The following is a 23682-nucleotide window of genomic DNA, read 5'->3' on the forward strand; positions in this document are numbered from 1 at the left end:
TAAAATTAATGCATTAATTTTCCGCCACCATCACGATTATGAAAAGCCCCCTTGTCCTTTTGCTGCTGGTGTTCACTACTTTACTTTCAGTTTCTCCAGCATTTTAGCCGAAAGGATATCGGAAGAGCTGCCATAACCCGTTACCAGCAGGCCTTTTACCCCATTGACAGATGCGATGGCGTATACGGCTGCTTCATCGGCAGGATCGGTATTGCCTTCGTATCGGTACACGTCTACAATAGAAAAGTCGTCCAGGTGTATCCGGTCGTTACCGTTCACAAGGTAGCTGCCTTCCACGTTAAAATCGACGGTGAAGCCCTGCTGGCGCAAGGCATTGATGGCATTGGAGACCGTATCGTAATGTACGTTGCTCATTAGCGTTACTTTTGTTCACCTAAAGTTAGGCTTTTTGCCAACAGGGAGACCGGGCGGGTGTGAGAGACCTGCCCGGCCTTCAGGAGATACCACCGGCGCCGGTATTTCCCGGTGTTACAAAAATTTCCGGTACCCGCTGTCAATCGGCAGGTCGTTGATGGAAGCGAACCTTCGCTGCATCAGGCCATTCGTGTCAAATTCCCATTGCTCATTGCCATAGGAGCGGTACCACTGGCCGTCCTTGTCATGCCATTCATATTCAAAGCGCACGCTGATGCGGTTGTCCGTATAGCTCCACAGCTCCTTTTTGAGCTTATAGTCCAGCTCCTTTTCCCATTTCCCGGCCAGGAAGGCCACCACTTCGGTGCGGCCATTAATGAATTGGTCGCGGTTCCGCCATTCGGTATCTACGGTATAGGCCAGGGACACCCTTTCAGGGTCTTTGCTGTTCCAGGCGTCTTCCGCCAGTTGTACTTTCTGCAGGGCTGTTTCCAGCGTAAAAGGTGGTAGCGGATGTCTTTGTTCCATATTTTAATATTTAAGCAATAAATAAATAGATAGACCGTTCTGTCTATTTTACTAAACAAAGATAAGGTAAATAAACAAAAACCAGACAGACTGGTCTATCTTTTAGAAAAAATTACTTCGGCAGCAGGTTACTGATGATCTTTTTGGCTTCCAGTACGGGCCATTGGTCCCTGAACAACTGGCTTTCCACCATGGCGGACTCGAAGAGCAGGTATACCTGGGTTTTGAGGGAGGCGGGCTGCCCGTTGAGGATATCGCCCAGGTAGCTTTTCAATTCTTTCTTATGATCCCGGATAATGGCGAGGGCTTCGGCCTCTTTTTCAGACAGCTCGGAAAGGATATTGAGGAAGGCGCAACCGCGGAAGTCCTCCTGCTCGTTCATGGCTTGCAGGAAATCAAAAGCCGCCAGGATCTTTTTGCGGGGAGTATTGGCGCGCTCCGTGGCTTCGCGGAGGCGGCTAAACCAGTACTGGTGGCGATGCTCCAGGAAAGCGGCCAGCAAGGCCTCTTTGGAAGCGTAGTGGGTATAGAGGCTGGCCCTGGCCACATCCGCTTCCTGGATCACCTGGTTAATGCCGGTAGCGTGATAGCCCTGTTTGTAGAACAGCGCTGTAGCCGTTTCCAGCAGCCGCTGTTTGGGATCGCCTGTTTTTTGCTTCATGGAGCAAAGGTAGGGAAAAAGACAGTGCAGACAGGACGGTCTGTCTGCACTGCTATTATAGCATCTTTAATTACTGATTTTATGCACCCATAAGTTATCATAATAAATATACCCATCTGTAGAAGACTCCCAGTAGGACTGGCTGCCGCCACGGAAGGTATGGAAGGTGACCTTCCGGATCAGGCGCTTGCTGTCGTTCGTCGTCCAGCGGATGTCCGTGTCCAGTACCACGGTGCCGTCTATCACGATCTGCACATGCCCGTTGGTGTTGCTACCGGTATTGCTCTTGATGTACATGTGCACGTGGTAGGTTTGCCCCCGGTTCAGGCTGCCTGAGGACGGGTAAGATTTGCCAAAGGTATCGCCATACTGGCCCGGCTGGTCCTTGTAATAAATATAGGGCTGGAAGAACACGCGGCCGGCATCTGTCTGGTACCACATAAGGCGCAGGCTGCCACCATTGCCGTCCCAGCCGGGATCGCCGCCGGTATTGCCGTCGCCTACGGAAAAGCCGAAGCCCACCTTGCCACCGCGGCTCCAGTCGAACTGGCTGTGAAAGCGGATGTCATAATCCATTTCATAAGCCGATCCATCGGACACATCGATGTTGGCAATTACGCCGCCTGCGCCGGACAAGGCATTTTTCAGCAGGGTGATGCGGAGATCGTCATTGGAGATCATGGCCCGGGAATCGACCCAGGAGCTGACGTTGCCAAAATCGCCTTCCGCCATGGAGCGCGTGTAGGTGGCGCCGTGGGTGTAATTGTCCCAGTTAACGGACCAGGTGCTGTAGATGGCGCTGGCCTGTACATCGCCCGCTGCGGTTGCAGCATCGGCGCCGGGGCCGGTCAGTTGTTCAGTTGCAGCTTCCCTGGAGCAGGAAACCGTCATAACGCCCAGCAATGCCAGCAGGCTTGCTGATTTAAGGAATTTTTCACAGGGTTTCATAGCGTGTTTTAGTTTAAATGAGGTTCCCTATAAAGTTATCGATATATGTTTTACAACGTATCAGATCTTTATCCGGTTCCTGAGGTTCAGCCACAAGCTGAGGCCCAGGCTGATGACAAATACCACCAGCGTGGCATTGTCCACCAACTGCGTATCCAGGTCAATGCCAGTCAGTTCCAGCAGCAGGAAGTGTATGTAGGAGCCGCGCGGGTCCTGGTAGCCCAGTTCCCGGCGCACCGCGTAATGCCAGTCCGTGCAGGGGCAGTAGCCCCAGCCAAACCAGATGCCCAGCACAAACCAGGAGCAGCCCGTAAGCAGCAGGGTGACCAGGTTCCATTTACGGGTACGCGGAAATATCCACCCGGTGATATTGAACAGGGTAAAGGCGGTATGAAAAACAAAGAAAAATATGTCCAGGAAAGCATACCACATGCCAGCAGGTTTTATTGTATGCAAAATACTTGTTTAATCTCCTTCAATACCCTATTTTTTGCGCCTTAAACCTGTTTAAAATTACCGGCCACCTGCTATGCCCGACCTGTTCAAAAGCACTGTCCCGCCCGCACCGGCACCTGCCGGACAGGATGCGCGCATCCTGTCCGGGCTGCGCAACCGGCTCTTTGATACCAGCCGGCGCAATCGCCTGCTGTATTACAGGCCTAACCGCCGGTTCGTGGAATTGACCACGGCCAGTATGCCACTGAACGGCCAGCGGGTAGCGCCGGAGCGGCTGCTCACCTACCCTGCTTTTGCCAGGCAACTCAGCAGCATGAAGGACCTGCACCTGGAAAAGCTGTTGCACTTCGACGACCATCCATACCTGCAGGGGCAGCTAAATACCGTACGCCTGCAGGCCGAAAGTGATGAAAGAGAATACGGCTTCAGCCAGTTGCGGCTGGTGATCACATTTATACACTGGCATCACGGCAAAGGAGATACGCAGGAACGGGTACAAAGCCCGCTGCTGCTGCTGCCCGTAAAATTGCAACGCAGCAAAGGCATCCCCCGGGACCCGTTTACGCTCATGCCCACGGATACCACCGCTGTTATCAATCCCGTGCTGGCCCACTGGTGGCAGGAGCTATACGGCATTAGCCTGCCGGAAAGCATTGCCCTGGACAAAACACGGCCGGAGGAGCTGTTCCTGGTATTACAGCAAAAGATAGCGGCCGCACAACCGGGCATCCTGCTGCACTACAGGGACCAGCCGCCAATAGAAACATTAAGGCATACCGCCCTGCAAACACGGGAGCGTTATCAACAGGGACGGCGCAGCCCTGCTACTGCGGACACGGTAGCCGAAGCGGGTGCCCTGCATTGGGAAATGGACGCCTGTAACCTGGTGCTGGGCAATTTCAACTATAAAAAAATGAGCCTGGTCAGCGATTATCACCAGGTGGCTGACCGCGGCATTATGCACCCGGTGTTCCAGACCCTGTTCAGCACGGCGCCCAGGGGCCCGGCGCCGGCTCCTGTGCCGCATACCCCGCGCGACTGGTACCATGTAATTGCCGCCGACCCTACGCAGACCAACGCCATCCTGCACGGCAGGAACGGCCACAGCTACATTATACAGGGGCCGCCCGGTACCGGCAAAAGCCAGACCATCACCAACCTGGTAGCCGACTACCTGGCCAGGGGCAAGACCGTGCTGTTTGTTTGCGAGAAAAGGGCCGCGCTGGACGTGGTATACCACCGGCTGCAGCAGAACGGACTGGCGGAGCTGTGCTGCTACATCCACGACAGCCAGGCGGACAAAAAAGATTTTATTAAGGACCTGAAGACCGTGTATGATGATTTCCTGCGGCATAAAATGGACCTTACCCATATTACGCTCCGGCGCAAAATAGCGCAGGAACACCTGCAACGGCAATTGCAGCTCCTGGAAAACTATCACGCGCGGCAACGCAGCACGCATGCAGCAGCCGGCATTCCTACCCGGCAATTGATCAGCACCCTGCTGCGGCTGCAGGAACATATACCGGCCATCGAAACGGGGCAGGCAGACCTCCCCTCCTACCGGCACTGGCTGGCATCCGGCGACACCTTGCAGGCGCTCAGCCAGGCGCTGGAACAAAACGGCGCGCACCCGGCGCTGGCCCGGCACCCCTTCCGTAACCTGGGCAAAGCGCTGGTACAATCGGAACAGCCACTCACGCTCATGGAAAACATCAGCGGCCTGGTGCAAAATACAATGGCGCATATCGCCGGTATTATTGCCAGGTATCATATCCCTCCCGACTATACGGAAAAACTGACCGATCTCATTACCCTGGTGAAACACGCCGCTGTGCTGGAGCCGCTGGCAACCAGCCACAACCTCCAACTGGTAAACAAGGACAGCAAAGCCGCCCGGCGCTTTGAGAAAGCCTGGCGCCAGCACCGGCGCCTGCAGAAAGCCAGGAAACAGGCGGCAGCGGCCAATCAGCACTGGCAGCACCGGCTTAGCCCGGACGAAGTACAGCGGGCCATCGCCGTTGCATCGAAGCATGAAGGGCGTTTCTTCCGCTTTTTAAGCCGGGACTGGAGACAGTTGAAAAAACAACTGCAAGGGGCCTACGATTTTTCGGCGCATCCGCTGCCGCCCGCATTCAGCGCAATACTGCAGCAACTGCAGCAGGAGTACGAAGCCGAGGCGCTGGCGCAGCAGCACCGGTACGCCCTGCAGGAACAATACGGTACGGACAACATACGTACCCTCCATACCGCCCTGGAAGCGCTGCGCCGCCGGCAGGACGATGCGCCTACTGCTTACCTTCTGCAACACCCTGCCGCCGCCGGGCTGGTGTCCCAACTGGGCCGCCTGAACCATCACCTGCACGAGCTGGAGCTACGCCTGCAGCAATGCCTGTACGACTACGAGCATAAATCCCTGCGGCAGGCGCAGGAGGAACTGGACGCCATCATTCGGCAGGCCGCTTCATTAAGGCCCCTCCTGCCCGCCCTGCGCGCCTTTGCCGAAGTGCCTGCTCCCCTGCAGGACCTGGTGCGGCAGCAGGCGCTGAGCGCGCCGCAAACCGAAGCCGCGCTGGCACAGGCCACGCTGCAGCAACTGTTCAACGAGCACCCGGATTTTGCCGCTGCCACCGATCATGATCTGCAGCAGGCTGTAAAGGAGATCGCGCATACCTACCAGCACCTGCTGCAGTTGAACAGTGACTATATACGCGCCCGGCAGCGGCAGCAGTTCCTGCAGCATTACACCCTGAGCCATACCGCCGCCAGCCAGTTGGACACCGCCCAAAAGCAGCAAAAGAAAATCTACGCCGAAGGGCGGCGCCTGCTGGAGCATGAAATGAGCAAGACCATGCGCTTTAAGAGCATTCGTGAAATGGCGTCCCTGGAAAGCGGCGCCGTGCTGAAGGACATCAAACCGGTATGGCTGATGAGCCCCTTGAGTGTCAGCGACAGCCTGCCGCTGGACACCGCGCTGTTTGACGTGGTAATATTTGACGAAGCCAGCCAGATACCGCTCGAAGAAGGTATCCCGGCCCTGTTCCGCGCAGCGCAGACCATTATTGTAGGCGATGAAAAACAAATGCCGCCGGCCAGCTTCTTTCACGCCGGGCATACGGACCCGGATGACCTGGACGCACCGGAAAACGGGAACGGCGAAGCACTGCCCGGCATGGATGCGGAAAGCCTGCTGGCACAGGGCGCCCGGCAGTTGCACAGCACCATGCTGTGCTGGCACTACCGCAGCCGTCATGAATCGCTGATCAGCTATTCCAATCACGCCTTTTACGGCGCTGCGCTGCTGACAGTGCCGGACCGCAGCGTTCCGCAGCCACACCCCGCCGCCACGGAGATACCGGAACCGGGAGCAGGCGCGCAAACTGCGCAACAGTTGCTGCAGGGCGGCATCAGCTTTCACTACTTACCCAACAGTATATACGAAGAACGCAGCAACCTGCAGGAAGCCCAATACATTGCCTGCATGGTCAAACAACTGCTGCTGGACGCCGTGCAGGACAGCATCGGCATTGTGGCCTTCAGCCAGGAGCAGCAGGGCGCCATCAACGCCGCCATTGCCACCCTGGCTGCGGAGGACCGCGCTTTTGAAGCGGCGCTGGAAAACGCCCGCAACCGGACGACAGCAGGACAATACAACGGCCTGTTCGTCAAAAACCTGGAAAATGTACAGGGCGATGAAAGGGATATTATCATTATCAGCATCTGCTACGGGCATAACCGGCAGGGAAAAATGGGGATGAACTTTGGCCCCATAAACCGGCAGGGCGGGGAAAAAAGGCTGAACGTGATCTTTAGCCGGGCCAGGAAACATATGGCCGTGGTAAGCAGCATCCGGCACTCCCACATTACCAATACGCACAATGCAGGAGCACGGTATTTCCGGCTCTTCCTGCACTACGCGGAGATGGCCGGCGCCGGCCGCATGCAGGAGGCGCAGCAACTGCTGGACAGCCTGCCGCCCCCGGGAAAGAAGGCGCCCTCCCGCTCCACCGCTTCCGGCAACATCACCACACAACAGGTGAAAGCCGCTTTGCAGGCCGCGGGATATACGGTAGACGAAGCAGTAGGGCAAAGCAGTTTCCGCTGCACCCTGGCCGTAAAGCGGCAGGCGGCGGACACGCACTACTGCCTGGGTATACTCGTGGATGATGAGCAGCATTATGCGCAAAACAACCTGGTGGAACAATATTATCAACGGCCGGCCGTTTTACAGTCCTTCGGCTGGCGCATCGCCGGCGTGTACGCCAAAGACTGGCTGGCTGACCGCCATAAAGTATTAAGCAGGCTGCTGGCGCTCCTGCAGGACAAACATTAAAATAACCTCAACGATGGAAATGATCTATGTATTACTGGCCTTAATAGTGCTGTTGTTAATCGCCCTGCTGGTACTGGTGCGCAGGAGTGCCAACACCGCCGCACACACGCAATTGCAGTACAAGATAGACGCCCTGGCGCAGGCTATCCAGCGGGTGGAGACCGCCGTAAAGAACGAGATCGCTACCAACCGCGCAGAGGCGAATGAGAATGCCAGGACTGCCAGGACAGAGCTGACCGGCACCCTGCAGTTGTTTGGCGGGCAGTTATCCGATGCCATGAAAAATACCAGCCAGTTGCAGAAAGCCCAACTGGAAACCTTTTCCACGAACCTGCACAAGCTCACCACCTCCGTGGAAGACCGGCTGTTCCGCCTCACCGGCACCCTGGAAAAAAAGATGAGCGACCTGCAGAGCGGTAATGAAAAAAAGCTGGAAGAGATGCGGACCACCGTGGATGAAAAACTGCAAAAAACACTGGAAACCCGGCTGGGAGAATCCTTCCGGCTGGTGAGCGAACGGCTGGAAGCCGTGCACAAAGGGCTGGGCGACATGCAGCAACTGGCCAGCGGCGTAGGCGACCTGAAAAGAGTGCTCTCCAATGTAAAAACAAGGGGCGTGCTGGGAGAATACCAGTTGGAAAGCATGCTCGAACAATTACTGACACCAGACCAGTATGCCCGTAACGTGAAAACAAAAACAGGCTCCAATGCGCTGGTGGAATTTGCCGTAAAGCTGCCGGGCAAGGCAGACCAGGACAAAACCGTGTGGCTGCCCATTGACTCCAAGTTCCCGAAAGAAGATTTCGAGCTGCTCACCGATGCTTATGACCAGGCGGCGCCTGAACTGGTGGAAGAATACCGGAAGAACTTTGTGAAGGGTATAAAAAAATGTGCGGCGGATATTTACAGCAAATACATTGATCCGCCCAATACCACGGACTTCGCCATCCTGTTCCTGCCCTTTGAAAGCCTGTACGCTGAAGTGCTGCGCACACCCGGCCTGTTCGAGTCCCTGCAGCGGGAAGCGCGGATCATTATTACCGGCCCCACTACCCTCTCCGCCCTGCTCAACAGCCTGCAAATGGGCTTCCGGACCCTGGCCATAGAAAAACGCTCCAGTGAAGTATGGGAATTGCTGGGCGCCGTAAAAACGGAGTTCGGCAATTTTGGCGGCATACTGGAAAAAACCCAAAAGAAACTCCAGGAGGCCAGCAACGTGATCGATGAAGCAGGCAGGCGCTCCCGTTCTATCGAAAGAAAGCTGCGGAATGTGCAGGAGCTGCCGCAGGAGCAGGCGAATTTATTACTGGGCGGTACTGCGGAGGGAGGAAGCGACGCGGAAAAATGATACGCTTAATGCTCACCTATAAACCCCAGCGCCCGTTTTTCCGACCAGTAGCATTGCTCCCCGAAGGTCACGAACCCTACATGCCCGCCGTAACGCGGCGTTTCCAGGTAGAAATATTCGCTTTGGGCCGCTTCTTCATAAGGAAAGCAGTCCCGGGCCAGGAAAGGGTCGTCCAGGGCGTTGATCAGCAGCGCAGGTATATGAATGTTACCCAGGAATTGTTTTGAGCTGCAACTGCGCCAGTAAGTAAGCGCATCGCTGAAACCATGCAGCGGGGCGGTATACAGGTCATCAAACTGTTTGAAGGTCCGGATCTGCCGGTAATTATCCAGCCGGATCATGCCGGGAAACAATTTCGACTTGGCTTCCAGCTTATAACCCAGCTCGCGGATAAAACGCTGCATGTAAATGGTGTTATGTTTCTTTTCCAGCTCCAGGGAACTGGCCTGCAGGTCACAGGGTACGGAAATGGCTACTGCGGAACGGAGCAGGGGATGGATGCCTGCCCCCCTTTCCCCCAGGTATTTAAGCGTAACATTTCCCCCCAGGGAAAAGCCCACGATATGCAGGTCCGTATATTGCCCGGTGGCCGCCAGGTATTCCACCACCTGGTGCAGGTCGCCGGTTTCACCGCTGTGGTAAAAACGCAGGCTGTTGTTGGGCTCCCCGCTGCAGCCCCTGAAATTGAGGGATACGGTATCATAACCGGCCCGGTTAAAAGTATGCACCATGCCGGTTACATACTTGCGCCGGGCATTGCCTTCCAGGCCATGTAAAATGATCACCATACGGCGGGCGCCGGCATGGCTGAAATCCAGGTCCAGGAAATCATTGTCGGGGGTGGGAATGCGCACCCGCTGGTAGGCGGCCGGTTTAACCCGGCGGAACAGGGAGGGATAGATCGTCAGCAAATGACGATTCTTCAGGAAGAAAGGCGCTTTATAATCAGAGTGCTGAATGACCGGCATACGCCGCAAGGTACGTTGGATACGGGAATATCGGAAACTGCCGCGCGCCTAGCCTACCTGGTCGATCACGCTTTTCAACTGCCGCGCGTTCATCACGCCGCTCTGCCGCCACTTCACTTCCCCGTTTTTGAAAATGATCAGCGTGGGCACGCTTTGTATCTGGTAGGCCGCAGCTATGTTGGGATTTTTGTCCACATCCATTTTCAGGATGGTCAGGCTGTCGCCGGTCATATTCTTCAACTCCTTCAAAATAGGCGGCATCATTTTACAGGGGCCGCACCATTCCGCCGAGAAATCCACCAGCACCGGCTTGCTGTCATTGATGATATCCTGGAAGGATCTTTTCGTGTTCTGTGCTTCCATGGGTCTGTTTTTTATCTATCCATCAAAAACAGGGCCGTAGCCCGGTGGGGCAGACAGTTTGACAGCCAAGGACTTAGCTCCCTGCCGCAAAAACTTAACATTGCCGTACATTAAGTTATTGTTAAATTTGTGTTACCACAAACATTAAAGAAAATAACAAAATAACGAACATTATGGGAGGAAACAGTAAAGTGCAGGGTGGTAATCATAAAGACGCACGTAAAGGTCTTGAGCAACAGCTCTCCACACTGCTCACCGGCTGGAAAGACCAGTTGGGTGAAAAAAAATTCAGGAACCGGATCAAGAAGGCAGCCAAGCTGCTGAGCAAGGGGTTGCCTGATAAGAAGAAGACGCCTGCTATCAAGGAGAAAGCGGCCGCTACAACTGGCAAAAAGGCAAAGACCGGCAAAAAGGCCGCTGCCACCCCGGCCAGTTAAACGTATAAAGGAGGCTGGCCTTTTGAACAGCCGGCCTCCTGCTATTATCATCTCACTGATTACTCATTAATTCCTCCGGCCCGTTTTTCCATCATGCTCATGGTGCAGTGCCAGCTCCGGTTCCGGTTCGCTGGCAACTGATGCCGGTGCTTCCTTCCCGATACCTTTACCGCCGATAATACCGCCATCCACGCTGTACAGCGATCCATTGACGAAAGATGCTTCGTCCGATGCCAGGAAAAGGAATACATTGGCTACCTCTTCAGTAGTGCCTCTTCTGCCCATGGAAACGGTTTGCAGGAAAGACTGTTCCATTTTTTCATCCATCGGGCCGGTTTCCTTGTGTGTCCAGGACGTATCCACCGGGCCCGGGCACACCGCATTAGCGCGCACCCCATGCTTAGCCTGCTCCAGCGCCACCCCCCTGGTAAATGCATGAATAAAGGCTTTGGTGCCGCCATAGGGCGATAGCATGGCCTGCCCCAGGAAGCCCGCTTCTGAGCCGGTATTCACAATACAGCCGCCTGTCTTTTGCAGGAAAGGCAGGGCCGCCCGGGTCATTAAAAAGGTATTGCGCAGATTGTCTTTGATGAGCAGGTCAAATATTTCCACATCGAGGTCCTGTGTTTCCGCGGTAACCGGGTACACTCCCGCACAGTTCACCAGGATGTGCAGCGCGCCCCAGTTATCAATGGCCGCCTGTACAGCCGCCTCCGCCTCTACTTCCTTTGCTACGTCGCCCATATAGGCGCGGGCTTCGCCACCTGTTTCAGCGATCTCCTGCGCCACTGCTTCTACCGGGTCGTCTGCAAAACCTACCACCAGCACTTTCGCGCCCTCGGCTGCGAATTTCTTGCATACGGCCTCTCCTATGCCGGTACCGCCACCGGTTACAATGGCCACCTTGCCGGCTAATCTGTTTGCTTTCATATCTGTTGCTTTTAGCGAATGCGCAACAAATAGCAAGCCAGGGGCAGCAAGCTCAGGAAGCGGGCCGGTATAATGCTGTCCAGCGCGACCTGAGGAAAGCAGCTAATGCATCGGGCCGGCTGGTGCCGATCAAAACCGGTTTCCCGTTGTTCCGTTTAATCAAGAGACCGGTATGTCCTGCGGTGGTATACGCCCATCCTTCCCTGCCCTTCCGGATACCCCAACCACCGTAATCCGATAAAGGATCGTAGCTAACAACAGTTAGCGCGTCTACCTGGCTTCTGGTGATCGTGCGCCGGGACAGGTGAAAAGGCCGGAACTGGTAATGTATTTCCTGGTCATTGATCTCCAGCTTTAACCGTGCTTTTGTCATTAACAGGAACAAGGCTATCCCGAACAGGGCCGGCAGGAGGGCCACCAAAATACCGGCGTCCGGCTCCTTCATGAAGATCAACACGGTGGCTGCTACTGATATCAACAACTCCAGGACGAGTATGATCATCAGCCATTTCTGGCTGAAACCCTGCTGTTCGTGGTAAATACTATCTGAATGCACATTGCGTTAGTTTGAACCGGTGGCGGGCAAAGCTGATATGCCTGTCAAAGGGATATAAATAAAGCAGCAGGCTGCCTGTCATTGAAAAGAAAAAACTGGCCAATCCCAGGCACAGGAAAATAAGCAGGTGAAATAAGATACCCAGGCAGAGCATTTTCATCCGTGCGCCTGTTCTGAAAAAGATGGCGGCAAAGAGCATTACTTCAAAAATGACCGTTCCCCAGGTAAGCACCAGCACTCCCAAGGGATTTTCCACTACGGGGAGGACTATATCTTTCATATAGCCCGGCAGGCCAAAGGTGTTATGCGCCAGCCAGTAATACATCACCGTTCCATCCAGCCATTCGGGCACATTAAATTTAGCGATGGCTGCATTAAAATACAATACGGCCATCTGTATTTTGATAAAAAACAGGCACAGGATGGCGATGTAATTCCTGCTCCTGCCTGCAGGCGTTCCCTTTTGCCAGTGATTCATCCGTCCGTCCAGGAGGGTAAGCGGCACCAATGCCAGCGCAATGACGGCTGCGATCTGGTCGCCGCCATCCACGATCACCGCGGCATTGAAGAAACTGTAGGCCACCCACCAGTGCAGCAACCCGGTAATACGCGGAAGATAGCCGGTAATCACCAAGGCCAGGATGAGTATAGCCACCAGTTTCGCTGCCGGCAAATGCTCATACCCGAAGAGGTAAAAGAGGTTGATCTTATCCAGTATAAAATGGGTGCGTATACGGAAATTCTGACTGATGAAAAGGGTATGAACATTGTTGACCAGCAGCGTAAACAGGGTACCCGCCGCCAGGATGCTGCGGCCCAGGCCATATACATTGGTAAAAGGGCTGCGTTGACACAGGTTGTCAAAACGCTGCAGGAGCGTGTCCATAAAATACATTGGCAACCTCATATTTTTATTTTGGCGAGCTTATAAGTCCGGGTATAATGTTGCGGAAATCTTGCATAGGTCCAGGGAACGGGCGGATAGATGGCGACCACGTACATGCCGGGTGATAGAATATGCAGGTCTTTCCTGTTCTTTATTGCACAAACATCCTTCCCGGGATCTGCATAAACAGCATGGTACTTGTACCAATAGCGGGCGGGGACCTGGCCTGCGATGGCAGACAGCTCCATGCCGGCTTTCCTGCTTTTCCGGGAGAAGCCCATAAAGTTAGCCGGCTCGCTGTTACAATCGGTTATTCTTACGAGGTACTGCCCTTCAACCCGGTAAATGTCGGCCATTTCCTCCCGGGGATTCCGGGTAAAAAAGGACCAGCCTTCGGGCAGCAGGGAGTTTAGCAGTTTGCGGGTTTTATAACGGGGCGTAAGCGCATTGGAGGGCATGGATGCCACGATTATTTCAAAAAGCCCCGCTACAAATACCATGGTCAGCATTACATAAACCGTCAGTCTTATTCTTTCCTGCATATGGTTTATTGTTTAGGCCATGAAAACTACAGGTTCTGCGCGATCTCCAATACCAGCTTTTCCCTTTCAATGGGCAATACCGGGGAGTTGCTGCCCAGCCCGGCCTTCTTGGGCCAGAACCATACCTTGGCATACACAGCGGCCCATACCACCGCTACGGCGGCAGCATTGGCAATAACACCATAGTTCACCACGGCCACCACATCCCATACCGCTGCTGCTACCAGCACGGCCAATACCAGCCCTACCAGTTGCTCCGGTGTTTTTACGTCCGGCCTGTTGCTTACTTTGCTGCCCACATCCTTCACGTAGTTGTTGATGTCCGCTGCGGATTCAAAATCATGATACTGGGTGGTATCAATAGTGGACGCAATAGCCGCGGCCTGGTTATATAACCTGGCGTATTTGGGTGACCTCAACACTGCCTGGTAGATCAGGTCAGCACCCGTTTCAATCACATTTTCAATCCTTACAAAGTCATCGCTTCCCACTTCCGCCTGCAACTGGTCAAAATATTCAGGACTGATCGCCTTTACGTTAGCAACGATCGTGTCGGCAAAATCGGCTCTTTCTTTTTCCAGGCTGCCGTCCAGCAGCGATAACTGGTCTTTTATATCGTCAAAGTAGGTGAGCTTTTCTGCAACAGGGCCCTCCAGCAGGAAAATACCCCGGAACAATTCTTCACCGGTAAATAATACGGCAGCATTTGCCAGCGCCGCCGTTTTCCCGGTCTGGGGCGGCTGGGGCCTGTTCGGGATCATGTTGTTTTTTGTACAACCGGAAAAAATGATCAAAAAAGAAAGGAACAGTACGCAGATGGGATGCGCTGCAATTTTTCTGATGCTTTTTATTATCATGGGGGCAAATATTAAGGGTTATCAATTCATATCTAACCAGTAAATAAAATGACTTTTTATATGATGGTCTTTAGTTAATAGGGGCAAGCTCCTGTTCCTTTTCCATGATCTTCCGCATGTTCATGATGGCATAACGTACACGGCCTAACGCGGTATTGATGCCAACGTTCACTACCTGCGCTATTTCCTTGTAGCTCAGGTCTGCGTAATAGCGCAGTATCAGCGCCTCCCGCTGGGCTTCCGGCAGCATGTCCAGTATAATGTGCAGCTCCTGCGCCCACTCCCGGGCTATCAGGCGCTGTTCTTCGCTTTGCTCTATATAGTGATGATCCGCTCCTGACAGCAGCCCGTCGTTATAACCGGACACTACGGACGGAGAAACGTTCAGCTTACGGAAATGGTTGATGCAGCAGTTATGGGCGATGCGGGCCGCCCAGGCCAGGAACCGCCGGTTATCCGTGTAATGACCATCCCGCAGGGCATTGATGATCTTGATAAAGGTTTCCTGGAAGATGTCCTCCGCCAGGCAGCGGTCCTTCACCAGCAGCACAATGGTAGTAAAGATCCGGTCCTTGTGCCGGCGCACCAGCCAGGAGAATGCGCTGCTATCGCCAGCCAGGTACAGCCGTATTAATTCATCGTCGGTAAAGTCACAATATCTGTTCATAAACACTAAATGGAAGGTTCCGAAAAAAGGTTAAGATAGGGCTGCCCTAAACAAAGCAGCCGTTTTTCCTATAATCTAATCTGTGATGGAGTTATTAGTATACCTAGTCAGTTCTTAGTCTTTCAGGCCCAGGTAATTCTTTACCTGCTGGTAATCGTTCCAGTCAATACCGGCAGCCTGGCGGGCGGCGGTACCGCCGGGGATGATCACGTAACGGGCCTGCTGATACTTCATGCCGTCATTCTCATCTGTAAAAGTAGATAGGTTGTTGAAGGACAGCAGGTTGATCGTTTGTTCATACATGCGCACGTTAATAAGGAAGGTCCCGTCAAAGTAAGGCAGCGGCACAATGAAAGGATCGCTGGCGTTAGACAGGTTCATGTACACCTTTACTTCGCCGGTAGCCAGTACTTCCTGGTCTATTTTGGGCGCATCAATTTCCGCTATAAAGGCGGTGCTATCCGAGTTGAGTCCGAATGTTACATCCAGCCAGCCGGAGTAGATCACGTTCGCGGTACCGGTGTCCCCTTTGGGGCCCTGCTCACCGGCAGGACCCTCAGGGCCTGCAGGACCGGCCGGACCTTCCGGACCGGTATCGCCATCCTTTGAGCAGGATGCCATGGCAAAAACAATTGAGAACAACAATGCATAGGAAATGCCGCATGACATTTTGAATGGAAGTTTCATAAACTCTTGTTTGTTTGTATTGGTTGAAAAATTGATAAAACACGTTTATTACCAGATGTTCCTGGGACAAAGGTCACCATAGCGGTTACCGATCAGGAAGCCTACCACAATCTCGTGGGATCCCTTGCTCACCGTGTTCAGGGAAGAACCGGTATAGTCATAGGAATACCCGATATTGAAGGTGGAGCTGATATTCACGCCGAGCATGGCCGCTATACCGTCATTGTACCGGTAGGAAGCTCCCACCCATACGCGGTCGCGGTACTGCGCTTTGGCGTTGATGTCAAAGCTTACCGGCGCCGCGGTGATGTACTTGACCATCACGGAAGGCAGCAGGCTGATATCATCGTTCAGCCACATGCGATAGCCGGTGGTCAGGAAAAGGTGCGGCACCAGCTTGCCGCGGTACACGGAGTCACCCACCACTTTGCCGTTGTCAAAGCCCAGGTTCATGGGGATGATATTCTGTGCAGATGCGCCGATAAAATAGTTGGCGGAATACAGCCACAACCCTGCGCTCACTTCCGGCTTCCAGGTGTCCAGCAATGCGCTGCCGGCAATCACGGGATCATTGGGGTCCTGGAACTCCAGTTTGTTGGCGTCGAGGGTAACGGACTGCATGCCTACGGAAATGCCGGCGCTCAGGCTGGTCCGGGGCGCCAGGCCGATATGGTGAGCGTAGGTGCCGCTGAAGGAAAAGCGGCTCAGGGGGCCGGTCCTGTCATTCAGTATCGTCAGGCCTACACCGGGGTGGGCCGGCGGCGCTTCATACTGCATCCAGTAGGCCCGGCCTCTCGGGTTATCGCCTTCTATATCAAAACCGGTGGGCGAAGCCTGGGGGTAATCGCTCTTGCGCAGCGGCCCGTGCACAGTCAGGTAGGTAGTGACCGGCGAGCCGTTCAACCCCGCCCACTGGTGCCGGTGGCTGGCTTTTATATCCCAGTAATTCTCTATGCCTGCCACGGCGGGATTGATGATAAAGGGATTCATGATATACTGCGTATAATGCGGCTGTTGCTGCGCACGCGCGGAGAACACCCCGGTGAACAACACCAGGGCCAGCGCCAGGCATTTTTTATGAATTACATACATGATCACAGATTTATGGTACACTTAATGCAGGAAGCTGGAAGTAGGATGTATGATTTGATGCGCCTCTTACTTCCTGCATCCTACTTCTTACCTCCTATTGCTCCAGTACTTTAAACTCGGTCCTCCTGTTCTGCTGCCTTCCTTCCGGGTTGTCTGTTCCATCCGGGTGCTCGTTGGGCGCAATGGGCCGGGTAGCACCATAACCTTTGTATTCCAGGCGGCTTTCTTCCACGCCTTTGCTCAGCAGGTATTTCACACAGTTCTTTGCGCGCTCTTCTGAAAGGCGCTGGTTAAAGGCATCCGTGCCCTTGCTGTCCGTGTGCGCACTGATCTCGATCCGCATGCCGGGATGCTCTTTCAGCATATCCACCAGCACGTCGAGGGCGGGATAGGATTCCGGTTTGAGGGTAGCCACGTTGAAATCGTAATACACATTTTCCAGCACGGTAGGCGTTTCCACCGGCGGTTCTTCCTTCACTACCGGCGGCTCTTCTACCTTCACTACTTCCGGCACAGGCACGGTTTTGGTGAGCGAGAACAGCTCCAGGCAGCAAACGGCAGAACGGTCGGAAGCCAGCCACACGTCCTGCAGGATGTTGTCTGCCGTGCCCTTGCTGGTGAAATAGATATCGTCCTTTACGGAATTCACGGGGTAGCCGAAGTTCACCGGCATTTCCCAGTTGTCGATATTCCCTTTGCTGTAGAAGAAATCGTAACCGCCCATACCGGTACCGCCATCACTGGAAAACACCAGCATGCCGGCAGCGGCGTTGAAATAGGGCGCCTGTTCATTGGAGGTGGTATTCACCGTGCTGCCCAAGTTCCTGCTGCTTTGAGGAATACCGTTGGCATCCAGCTCGGCATACCAGAGGTCAAAACCGCCATAGCCGCCTTTCCTGTCGCTGGCATACAGCAGGTGCCTGCCGTCCGGCATCACAAAGGGCTGCTGCGCGCTGTAACCGGGCGCGTTTACCTGCCCGTCCAGCAGCTCCGGCTCGCTCCAGGCTTCCCCGATCTTTTTGCTGCGGTAAATGGCGGACACTTTTTTGCCGTCCGCTATTTTCCAGCGGGTCAGGAACATCATGTTGCCATCCGGCGTTACGCTGATCACGCCCTGGTGCTCCTCTTTAGGTTGGGGCAGCTTTACACGGCGCACAGTGGCTGCGCCGCCATTGCCAACAGCCGCCTGGTACACCCGGTTCAGGTGTATATGGTGCTTGCTGGATGCACTGTCCGGGCGGGTGGAGGTAAACAGCAGGGTACCGTCATTCATCCATACGGGCGCATAGCTGGCGCCGGTGGCGTTCAGGCCGGTAGCCGCCTTGTGCAGGGTATACAGGTGCAGGTCCTTTTTATTCAGTTGTTCCTGGATAAAGCGCAGGTTGCGCACTTCCCGCTGAGCCGCTGCGCGCCACTCGTCTTCTGTTTCGTGTATGCCCAGGAAATAGCTGAAGGCCTTTTCGGCGGCTTCATACTTTTCCAGCGCCCGCAGGGCCGTGGCATAATGGAAAGGCGCCAGCGGGAACTGTGTTTTATCAAATTCCAGCGCTTCTTCATAATAAGGCGCGGCCTTTTCATAGTTATGCAGCAGGCGGTAACTTTCCGCCAACTGGTAAATGGCCTGCTGCTCGCTGCTGACCACCGTTACCGGTTTCTTTGACAGCGACTGTGCCGTGTACGGGTTGTAGGAAGCAGGCCGGATCACCGTTTTACGGGAGGCCAGGTATTTCTCGTAATATTCAGCGGCAGAATTATAATCGGCCTTCCTGTAATATTGGTCCGCCGCCCGGAGGTAATTATAGGTAAACTGCGCCTGGGCTTTTACCACCATCAGTGCTACCGCCGCGATAAGTAATATTCTTTTCATCTTTTAACTCAGCTTGGGTTTTAGATAAATGGTTATAATCTCGGACAAACAAATTCCACTTCCGGCGTTTTGGTTTTCTTCCTGCCAATGAAAGTGAGCGATACTTCAAAGCTGTTGGACCCTCTTACCATTTTACCGAGGTCTGATGTATTGATGTCATAGCTGGCGCCCAGCATCATGGTCTTGTAAATGAAGCCGGCGTAAGCAGAAAACGCATCGTCCAGGCGGTAGTTGGCGCCCAGCAGGAAATCCGTGTTCATGGCGGCGTTCATCTGCGCATAAGCGCCTATCATTTTCTCGGAAGCGGATCCCTGCCGCATGTACATGACATTGGGCGTAAGGCTCAGCACATCGGACAAGGCCAGGCGTACACCGGCATGACCGATGTAGCGCAGCGGGAAGCGGGCGTCGCCCTTGCCGCTGAACTGGTCTTTGGGCCTGCTGAGATGAGCTACAGAAAAGCCGCCGAAGAGATTATATTTTTTGCCGGGAGCTGCATCGTAATACAGTACGCCGGCGCCGGCGTCGAATGACATGGCGGAGGTGCGGGTAAGCACATCTGCCGTGGTGTTGCCGGGGTTATAACCGGTGATGGGATTCCACTGGTCGCCAAAAGTGAGCTTGGTAGGATCAAACTTCCGCTGGATCAGGCCCAGTTGCATACCGAAAGCCAACTGGTGCGTTTGCTGCGCACCGAACTTCACACCGGTATAGGCAAAATTGGCATAGGCCGTAGTATAATGGTAGCCGCCGTCGCCCGCGGTCTGGTTCAGCACACTGGCGCCGAAGTTGAAATTCCTGTCCGTCCTGATATCCGCCGATGCGCCGAAGGTGGAGAAAGGACTGCTGACATTGCCCCACTGGGTGCGGTAGATGGCGGACAAACGGTAGTCGCCGTCAAACGCGCCGGTTAAGGCGGGGTTCAGCCACGCGGGGTACACGTAGTATTGGGAGAAATGCGGATCTATCTGCGCCCTCGACTCAAAGGCGGCCAGCGTAGCGACGATCAGCATGCACAATGTTATGATGGTAGTCTTCATTTGAAAAACAGTTTTATCGTTATCTTAATATGGTTACATATCCCGTGAGCGGAGGAAATCCGTTCTGCAGCTTGATTACATAGTAGTAGGTAGCCAGCGGCAACTGCTGCCCGTTCCAGGAGCCATCCCAGGAAACGCCATACCCCATGGAGGAGTAAATGCGCTGCCCATAGCGGTTATATACATCTACTGTAGCGCCGGGATAATCCGCCAGGTTGGGGATCATCCACCTGTCATTGATGCCATCGCCGTTGGGAGAGAATGCATTGGGCACCTTTACAGGCCGCAGCACCTTCACGGTCAGCTCATCTGTAGCAGAACAGTTCCCCTGCCCGGTGGCTGTGAGGGTGTAAGTCTCATTCCGGTAGGCCAGCAGCGAAGGCCGCAGCATCGTTGGGTCGGCAAAGTCGCCTGCCGGAGTCCAGTGGAACAGCAGCTCGGTGGAGTCGTTGGCGGTCGGATCAAACTGCACCAGCGTTCCCTCCGGTACTATAAAGGAGGGGCCTGCATCAATGATGGGCTGCAGGTATACGATCACTGTTTCCCCGAAAGGATCGGAGGTACAACCTACCGCATTGGTGACCGTGAGCATTACATCGTAGTTGCCGGGCGCATCATAGCGTTTTACCGGGTTGCGGGTACCGGCGCTGCTGCCATCGCCAAAGTCCCAGGTCCATTCCGTGATGCTGCTGTTGGGCGCTGTGCTTTGGTCGGTGAAGACATTGTCCGTACCCTGGCACAGCGTATCCGGTTCTACCAGGAAGCTGGCAATGGGTTTATCATAAAAAGCGCTCAGTACTTTGGAAGTATCGTGCGTGCAGCCATACGCGGAAGTAGCCGTTAGCTGTACGGTGTATGCGCTGGAAGCGGCATATATATGCGAAGGACTGGCGAGTGTAGACCCGGCGCTGCCATCGCCAAAGCTCCAGTTCCAGCTCAGCGCGGAATTATCCGCCACGGTGGACTGGTTGGTAAAGTCTGCGCTGCCCTGCGGCATACAGATGGAGGCAGGCATGCTGAAATCAGCTACCGGCAATGGATGCACCGTTACTGCATGCGTTACCGTATCGCTAACGCAACTGCGGTCGCTGACAGCTACCAGCTTCAGGTCGTAGGTATTATGCGCGGTGTAGGACCTGGTGAACGTATTGCCATTGGTATTGTTGGCGGTAGTGCCATCACCGAAGCTCCATTTCCAGGCGGTAATGCTGCCGGAAGCTACCTGCGACTGGTCTGTAATGGTCACCAGCTCACCCAGGCACACATCTGCAGTGGCCGTGAAGGCCGCCGCCGGCTTGGGATATACCGTAATGGTGCTGGCTACAGAGTCCACGCATCCGCTGGTGGAGGTAAACACATACCGGATGGTGTGCGTACCCGGCCCTGCCTGCGCAGGGTTGAAATTGCCCATGGCATTGGTGCCGGGGCCTTTGTAGATACCCGTACCGCCTACGCCATTGGTGACGCTTGCCCTGGCAACAGACACTCCTCCTTTTACATTCTCACAAACAGCGGTCAGCGCAGGATAGGCCAGTTGCGGTTTCAGGTTAAAGGTGGCGGCTATCGTGGTATCCTTCGTACAGCCATTCCCGGTGGTAACGCTGTATTGTATATTATAAGTACCGAATTGTGTGTAAGCATGCGTGGGGTCCGCCAGGTCGGAGGTATTGGGATTGGCCGGCGTGGCATTGGCGTCGCCAAAGTTCCAGGCATAGTCCGTGATCGCCTGCCCGTCCGGCACCGTGGTGGTGCTGTTAAACTGTACCAGGCCGTTCACCTCCAGGCAGTTTTCCGGGTAGGTGAAACCCAATTGCGGTTTGGCGTACACGGTAAGGGTCTGCGCAGCGGTATCGCTCACACAAAGGTCGCTCACCTTCACTACATGCTTAATGGTGTATGTGTTGTAGCCGGCATAATACGCGGTCTGCTGGGCGGCGGTGGTGGCGTCTGCCGTGGTATCGTTGCCAAAGTCCCAGTACCAGCTCTCAATGGGCGCCGATCCACCGTAGGTGGAATTATCCGTGATATCAATGCTACCACCTTCACAGACCGATGCGGCGGCCATTGTGAAATCCGCCACCGGTTTGTCGTGAATTGTGATGGGCAGGATAGTGTCGCCCACGCAGCCTTCTTCGGAGATGCCCACCAGCTCCACGTTGTGGGTGCCCACCGGGAACACGCGCTGCACATGCTGCCCGCTGTCCGCTACCGGTCCGGGGAACTCCCACCTCCAGCGGTCAATATTGTAACCGTTGTCGCTGCTGGTATCGCCGGCAAAGTATACGGTATCCAGGACACAGCCGGTATGCTCCCAACTGAAAACAGGCTGGGGCTTGCCCTTCACGATCACGCTGAACTTCACCTCTTCCGTATTATTACAGTTCTCTATGCTGGGATGCGTGGAGAGTATGGGTACCTCAAAGGTGTCTACCGTATTGAAGATATAGGTTTGCGGCAGGGTGTACTTATAATATGGTACGCCGTCCACCATTACCGTACCGGTGCTTACCGGTGCATTATCCGTGATGTCTGCGTTAGGGGTAATGGCCCCGCCCAGGTCACTCAACCTCCATACCATCCGGGTGGGCTGGTAGGCAATAAGCACGGACAGCTCTACCGGGGTGTTGGTACAGGTAAATTCATTGGTGGCAGCACTGGTATCCAGCTCATTGTGTATGTTGCCAATTACGTTCAGGTTATTGATAAGCGTACCGGCGTTGTAGCCATAGCTTTCCACGCTGCCCAGGCCGTAGGTAACGGCGGTAAACGCAGAGTCGCTCTGCACGAGGCATTGCGCCTGAGCAGCGGTCCACCGCTTCACTACCACCGTATAGCCCGGCTTGTTAGGGTGCGTATAGGAATGTGTATAGTTATTTAGCAGTCCGTCTATCGTAAGGGAGGTCACCCCGCTGTCGGGAATGATCAGCGTAAGGTAGTTCACGTCAATATTCTCCCGGGTATTGCGGTAAAACCCGATCTGCTTAATGGCCTGCGCCAGTGGGCTGATGTATACCATTTCCGGGTCTCCCAGCCCGCTGGTATTGGGGCAGCCACCGGTGGAGGACTGGAACTGCGCCACCAGTATGGGTTTGTCAGCTTCAATAAAATCAGCCGTATTACTTTCAAACTGGTAATAGGTATTACCGATCAGTCCCGTCAATGTAGTACCGTTCCTTTTCACTACCGTGGCCGGGTCTTTTACCAGCACCTTGTAAATATTGGTATGAAAGCTGGAGGCGCTGTTACTGGTAGAGGTAGGCGCCGTTAAATACTGCTTGCCCCATGCCTGCGAAGGGAATATCTGCTGCATGTTATTATCTCCTCCGCCGGGAGAACCATTGGCGCAGGAAATATAGGTACGGCTGCTGCCGGAAAATACGGCTACCGGCGCACAACTACCCGCGGCATTGCCCAGCACCTTTACTCTGGTGCCGGTAAGCTCATGCCCCATGCCACCGCCAATGGAGGCGCCAATGAGCTGGTACACCTGTCCTTTCATCAGCGTTTCTGTAAACGGCACTCCCGGCGCCCGGCCATTGCGGCTGGGCACGGAGGGAGTGACCTCTATCACCGTATTATCTTCATTGGCTACTACGTACATCCAGGAAAAGCAGTTATCCTGGTAATCCTGCTCGCTGTTCAGGGATATATAGGAATATCCCCAGGTTTCCACGGGCATCAGCATGGTAGCGCCGGAAGAGGCGCTGCCAAAGATGTGCGCGTAGGCCACGATCGGCACATCGCTCACGATCTGTATCGCCTTGTTGGTGAACACGCCCTCGCCGCCGGTTCCCCCAAAGCTGGGCGGCACGGAATACAGGCGGGCATCGTAAAAGCCCGCTTTAGGTATGTATTCCGTAGCGATCACCGTGTTGGCAGGAATGCTGTAGTTCCGTACCCAGGCGGTGCCCCAGATGCGCACGGTCACATTGGCCGGTTGCTCGGCGCTCAGGTAGAGCACCATTTCCTGGCTGTTGGACATGCCCGGCTCCATGAACTGGTGGTGCCCGTAGGCCACCCAGAATTCCTTTCCCTTGTTGGAAAGGTTCTGGGCGTAGGATAGCATGCTTTGCAGCAACAGTCCTGTCACCAGCATGAAGGCATGATATTTTCTGCGTTTTAGCATCTTCGTAGGTTTTAC

The 23682-nt window shown here is 54.6% G+C and carries 21 protein-coding genes; 3 read left to right on the plus strand and 18 right to left on the minus strand.

The genetic code is table 11. From position 1 onward, the window contains the following. Positions 1-75: 75 nt before the first annotated feature. The 5 genes from LX66_RS24065 to LX66_RS24085 form a co-directional block, all read right to left on the minus strand. Positions 76-375, minus strand: coding sequence for a hypothetical protein (locus tag LX66_RS24065; RefSeq protein WP_145718181.1), 300 nt, complete (start codon positions 373-375; stop codon positions 76-78). A gap of 114 nt (positions 376-489) precedes the next feature. After that, complete coding sequence (locus LX66_RS24070) at positions 490-903, minus strand: nuclear transport factor 2 family protein (protein WP_145718183.1); 414 nt, start codon at positions 901-903, stop codon at positions 490-492. Positions 904-1015: 112 nt separating this feature from the next. Next, a complete protein-coding gene (locus tag LX66_RS24075; RefSeq protein ID WP_145718185.1) occupies positions 1016-1564 on the minus strand; it encodes a TetR/AcrR family transcriptional regulator in 549 nt (182 codons plus the stop codon). Between the two features lie 66 nt (positions 1565-1630). Then, positions 1631-2512 carry a polysaccharide lyase gene (locus tag LX66_RS24080; protein ID WP_145718187.1) on the minus strand — a complete coding sequence of 294 codons (882 nt, stop codon included), beginning with the start codon at positions 2510-2512 and terminating at the stop codon, positions 1631-1633. 60 nt (positions 2513-2572) lie between these two features. Beyond that, positions 2573-2944, minus strand: a complete 372-nt coding sequence (locus LX66_RS24085) for a DUF2784 domain-containing protein (RefSeq protein WP_145718189.1) — start codon at positions 2942-2944, stop codon at positions 2573-2575. Between the two features lie 97 nt (positions 2945-3041). On the opposite strand from LX66_RS24085, the gene LX66_RS24090 reads away from it, so the two are divergent. Together LX66_RS24090 and LX66_RS24095 are read left to right on the plus strand one after the other, a co-directional pair. After that, positions 3042-7301, plus strand: a complete 4260-nt coding sequence (locus LX66_RS24090) for an AAA domain-containing protein (RefSeq protein WP_145718191.1) — start codon at positions 3042-3044, stop codon at positions 7299-7301. 13 nt (positions 7302-7314) lie between these two features. Next, positions 7315-8649, plus strand: a complete 1335-nt coding sequence (locus tag LX66_RS24095; protein ID WP_145718192.1) for a DNA recombination protein RmuC — start codon at positions 7315-7317, stop codon at positions 8647-8649. A 5-nt stretch (positions 8650-8654) separates the two neighbouring features. Here LX66_RS24095 and LX66_RS24100 read toward each other — a convergent pair whose 3' ends face one another. Then, entirely contained in the window at positions 8655-9617 is a 963-nt protein-coding gene (locus LX66_RS24100) for a YheT family hydrolase (protein ID WP_145718194.1), read from the minus strand. Between the two features lie 48 nt (positions 9618-9665). Continuing rightward, positions 9666-9980, minus strand: coding sequence for a thioredoxin (gene trxA, locus LX66_RS24105; RefSeq protein WP_145718196.1), 315 nt, complete (start codon positions 9978-9980; stop codon positions 9666-9668). Positions 9981-10153: 173 nt separating this feature from the next. Here trxA and LX66_RS24110 point away from each other — a divergent pair, with 173 nt between their 5' ends. Continuing rightward, positions 10154-10417 carry a hypothetical protein gene (locus LX66_RS24110; protein WP_145718198.1) on the plus strand — a complete coding sequence of 88 codons (264 nt, stop codon included), beginning with the start codon at positions 10154-10156 and terminating at the stop codon, positions 10415-10417. A 66-nt stretch (positions 10418-10483) separates the two neighbouring features. On the opposite strand, the gene LX66_RS24115 is transcribed toward LX66_RS24110, so the two are convergent. The 11 genes from LX66_RS24115 to LX66_RS24165 all read right to left on the minus strand — a co-directional run bounded on the left by LX66_RS24115 (position 10484) and on the right by LX66_RS24165 (position 23667). Then, entirely contained in the window at positions 10484-11347 is an 864-nt protein-coding gene (locus tag LX66_RS24115) for an SDR family NAD(P)-dependent oxidoreductase (RefSeq protein WP_145718200.1), read from the minus strand. Positions 11348-11399: 52 nt separating this feature from the next. Then, positions 11400-11903: a hypothetical protein gene (locus LX66_RS24120; protein ID WP_145718202.1), complete on the minus strand. Its 504-nt coding sequence runs from the start codon at positions 11901-11903 to the stop codon at positions 11400-11402. Beyond that, complete coding sequence (locus tag LX66_RS24125) at positions 11890-12810, minus strand: sporulation-delaying protein SdpB family protein (protein WP_145718204.1); 921 nt, start codon at positions 12808-12810, stop codon at positions 11890-11892. Before LX66_RS24125 ends, LX66_RS24120 begins: the two co-directional genes overlap by 14 nt. Then, positions 12807-13331, minus strand: a complete 525-nt coding sequence (locus LX66_RS24130; protein WP_145718206.1) for an SdpA family antimicrobial peptide system protein — start codon at positions 13329-13331, stop codon at positions 12807-12809. The genes LX66_RS24125 and LX66_RS24130 overlap by 4 nt, the downstream gene beginning before the upstream one ends. A gap of 26 nt (positions 13332-13357) precedes the next feature. Then, positions 13358-14092, minus strand: coding sequence for a hypothetical protein (locus LX66_RS24135; RefSeq protein ID WP_145718208.1), 735 nt, complete (start codon positions 14090-14092; stop codon positions 13358-13360). 166 nt (positions 14093-14258) lie between these two features. Next, the gene (locus LX66_RS24140; RefSeq protein ID WP_145718210.1) at positions 14259-14855 is read right to left on the minus strand and encodes an RNA polymerase sigma factor; all 597 of its coding nucleotides are present in this window, start codon (positions 14853-14855) and stop codon (positions 14259-14261) included. A gap of 114 nt (positions 14856-14969) precedes the next feature. Continuing rightward, complete coding sequence (locus tag LX66_RS24145; RefSeq protein ID WP_145718212.1) at positions 14970-15542, minus strand: collagen-like protein; 573 nt, start codon at positions 15540-15542, stop codon at positions 14970-14972. 48 nt (positions 15543-15590) lie between these two features. After that, a complete protein-coding gene (locus tag LX66_RS24150) occupies positions 15591-16634 on the minus strand; it encodes a PorP/SprF family type IX secretion system membrane protein (RefSeq protein ID WP_145718214.1) in 1044 nt (347 codons plus the stop codon). Positions 16635-16728: 94 nt separating this feature from the next. After that, positions 16729-18501, minus strand: coding sequence for an OmpA family protein (locus LX66_RS24155; protein ID WP_145718215.1), 1773 nt, complete (start codon positions 18499-18501; stop codon positions 16729-16731). Between the two features lie 32 nt (positions 18502-18533). Then, positions 18534-19541 carry a PorP/SprF family type IX secretion system membrane protein gene (locus tag LX66_RS24160; RefSeq protein ID WP_145718217.1) on the minus strand — a complete coding sequence of 336 codons (1008 nt, stop codon included), beginning with the start codon at positions 19539-19541 and terminating at the stop codon, positions 18534-18536. Between the two features lie 19 nt (positions 19542-19560). Next, the gene (locus LX66_RS24165; RefSeq protein WP_145718219.1) at positions 19561-23667 is read right to left on the minus strand and encodes a PKD domain-containing protein; all 4107 of its coding nucleotides are present in this window, start codon (positions 23665-23667) and stop codon (positions 19561-19563) included. Positions 23668-23682 lie beyond the last annotated feature (15 nt).

Origin of the sequence: Chitinophaga japonensis, from assembly GCF_007830125.1 — a bacterium.
Classification (GTDB): Bacteria; Bacteroidota; Bacteroidia; order Chitinophagales; family Chitinophagaceae; genus Chitinophaga; species Chitinophaga japonensis.

Coding starts and splice junctions, on each gene's coding strand:
- LX66_RS24095 (WP_145718192.1), top strand. CDS start 7,315: ATGGAAATGATCTATGTATTACTGGCCTTAATAGTGCTGTTGTTAATC.
- trxA (WP_145718196.1), bottom strand. CDS start 9,980: ATGGAAGCACAGAACACGAAAAGATCCTTCCAGGATATCATCAATGAC.
- LX66_RS24150 (WP_145718214.1), bottom strand. CDS start 16,634: ATGTATGTAATTCATAAAAAATGCCTGGCGCTGGCCCTGGTGTTGTTC.
- LX66_RS24160 (WP_145718217.1), bottom strand. CDS start 19,541: ATGAAGACTACCATCATAACATTGTGCATGCTGATCGTCGCTACGCTG.
- LX66_RS24065 (WP_145718181.1), bottom strand. CDS start 375: ATGAGCAACGTACATTACGATACGGTCTCCAATGCCATCAATGCCTTG.
- LX66_RS24085 (WP_145718189.1), bottom strand. CDS start 2,944: ATGTGGTATGCTTTCCTGGACATATTTTTCTTTGTTTTTCATACCGCC.
- LX66_RS24130 (WP_145718206.1), bottom strand. CDS start 13,331: ATGCAGGAAAGAATAAGACTGACGGTTTATGTAATGCTGACCATGGTA.
- LX66_RS24140 (WP_145718210.1), bottom strand. CDS start 14,855: ATGAACAGATATTGTGACTTTACCGACGATGAATTAATACGGCTGTAC.
- LX66_RS24125 (WP_145718204.1), bottom strand. CDS start 12,810: ATGAGGTTGCCAATGTATTTTATGGACACGCTCCTGCAGCGTTTTGAC.
- LX66_RS24165 (WP_145718219.1), bottom strand. CDS start 23,667: ATGCTAAAACGCAGAAAATATCATGCCTTCATGCTGGTGACAGGACTG.
- LX66_RS24145 (WP_145718212.1), bottom strand. CDS start 15,542: ATGAAACTTCCATTCAAAATGTCATGCGGCATTTCCTATGCATTGTTG.
- LX66_RS24115 (WP_145718200.1), bottom strand. CDS start 11,347: ATGAAAGCAAACAGATTAGCCGGCAAGGTGGCCATTGTAACCGGTGGC.
- LX66_RS24075 (WP_145718185.1), bottom strand. CDS start 1,564: ATGAAGCAAAAAACAGGCGATCCCAAACAGCGGCTGCTGGAAACGGCT.
- LX66_RS24100 (WP_145718194.1), bottom strand. CDS start 9,617: ATGCCGGTCATTCAGCACTCTGATTATAAAGCGCCTTTCTTCCTGAAG.
- LX66_RS24110 (WP_145718198.1), top strand. CDS start 10,154: ATGGGAGGAAACAGTAAAGTGCAGGGTGGTAATCATAAAGACGCACGT.
- LX66_RS24070 (WP_145718183.1), bottom strand. CDS start 903: ATGGAACAAAGACATCCGCTACCACCTTTTACGCTGGAAACAGCCCTG.
- LX66_RS24155 (WP_145718215.1), bottom strand. CDS start 18,501: ATGAAAAGAATATTACTTATCGCGGCGGTAGCACTGATGGTGGTAAAA.
- LX66_RS24080 (WP_145718187.1), bottom strand. CDS start 2,512: ATGAAACCCTGTGAAAAATTCCTTAAATCAGCAAGCCTGCTGGCATTG.
- LX66_RS24090 (WP_145718191.1), top strand. CDS start 3,042: ATGCCCGACCTGTTCAAAAGCACTGTCCCGCCCGCACCGGCACCTGCC.
- LX66_RS24135 (WP_145718208.1), bottom strand. CDS start 14,092: ATGATCCCGAACAGGCCCCAGCCGCCCCAGACCGGGAAAACGGCGGCG.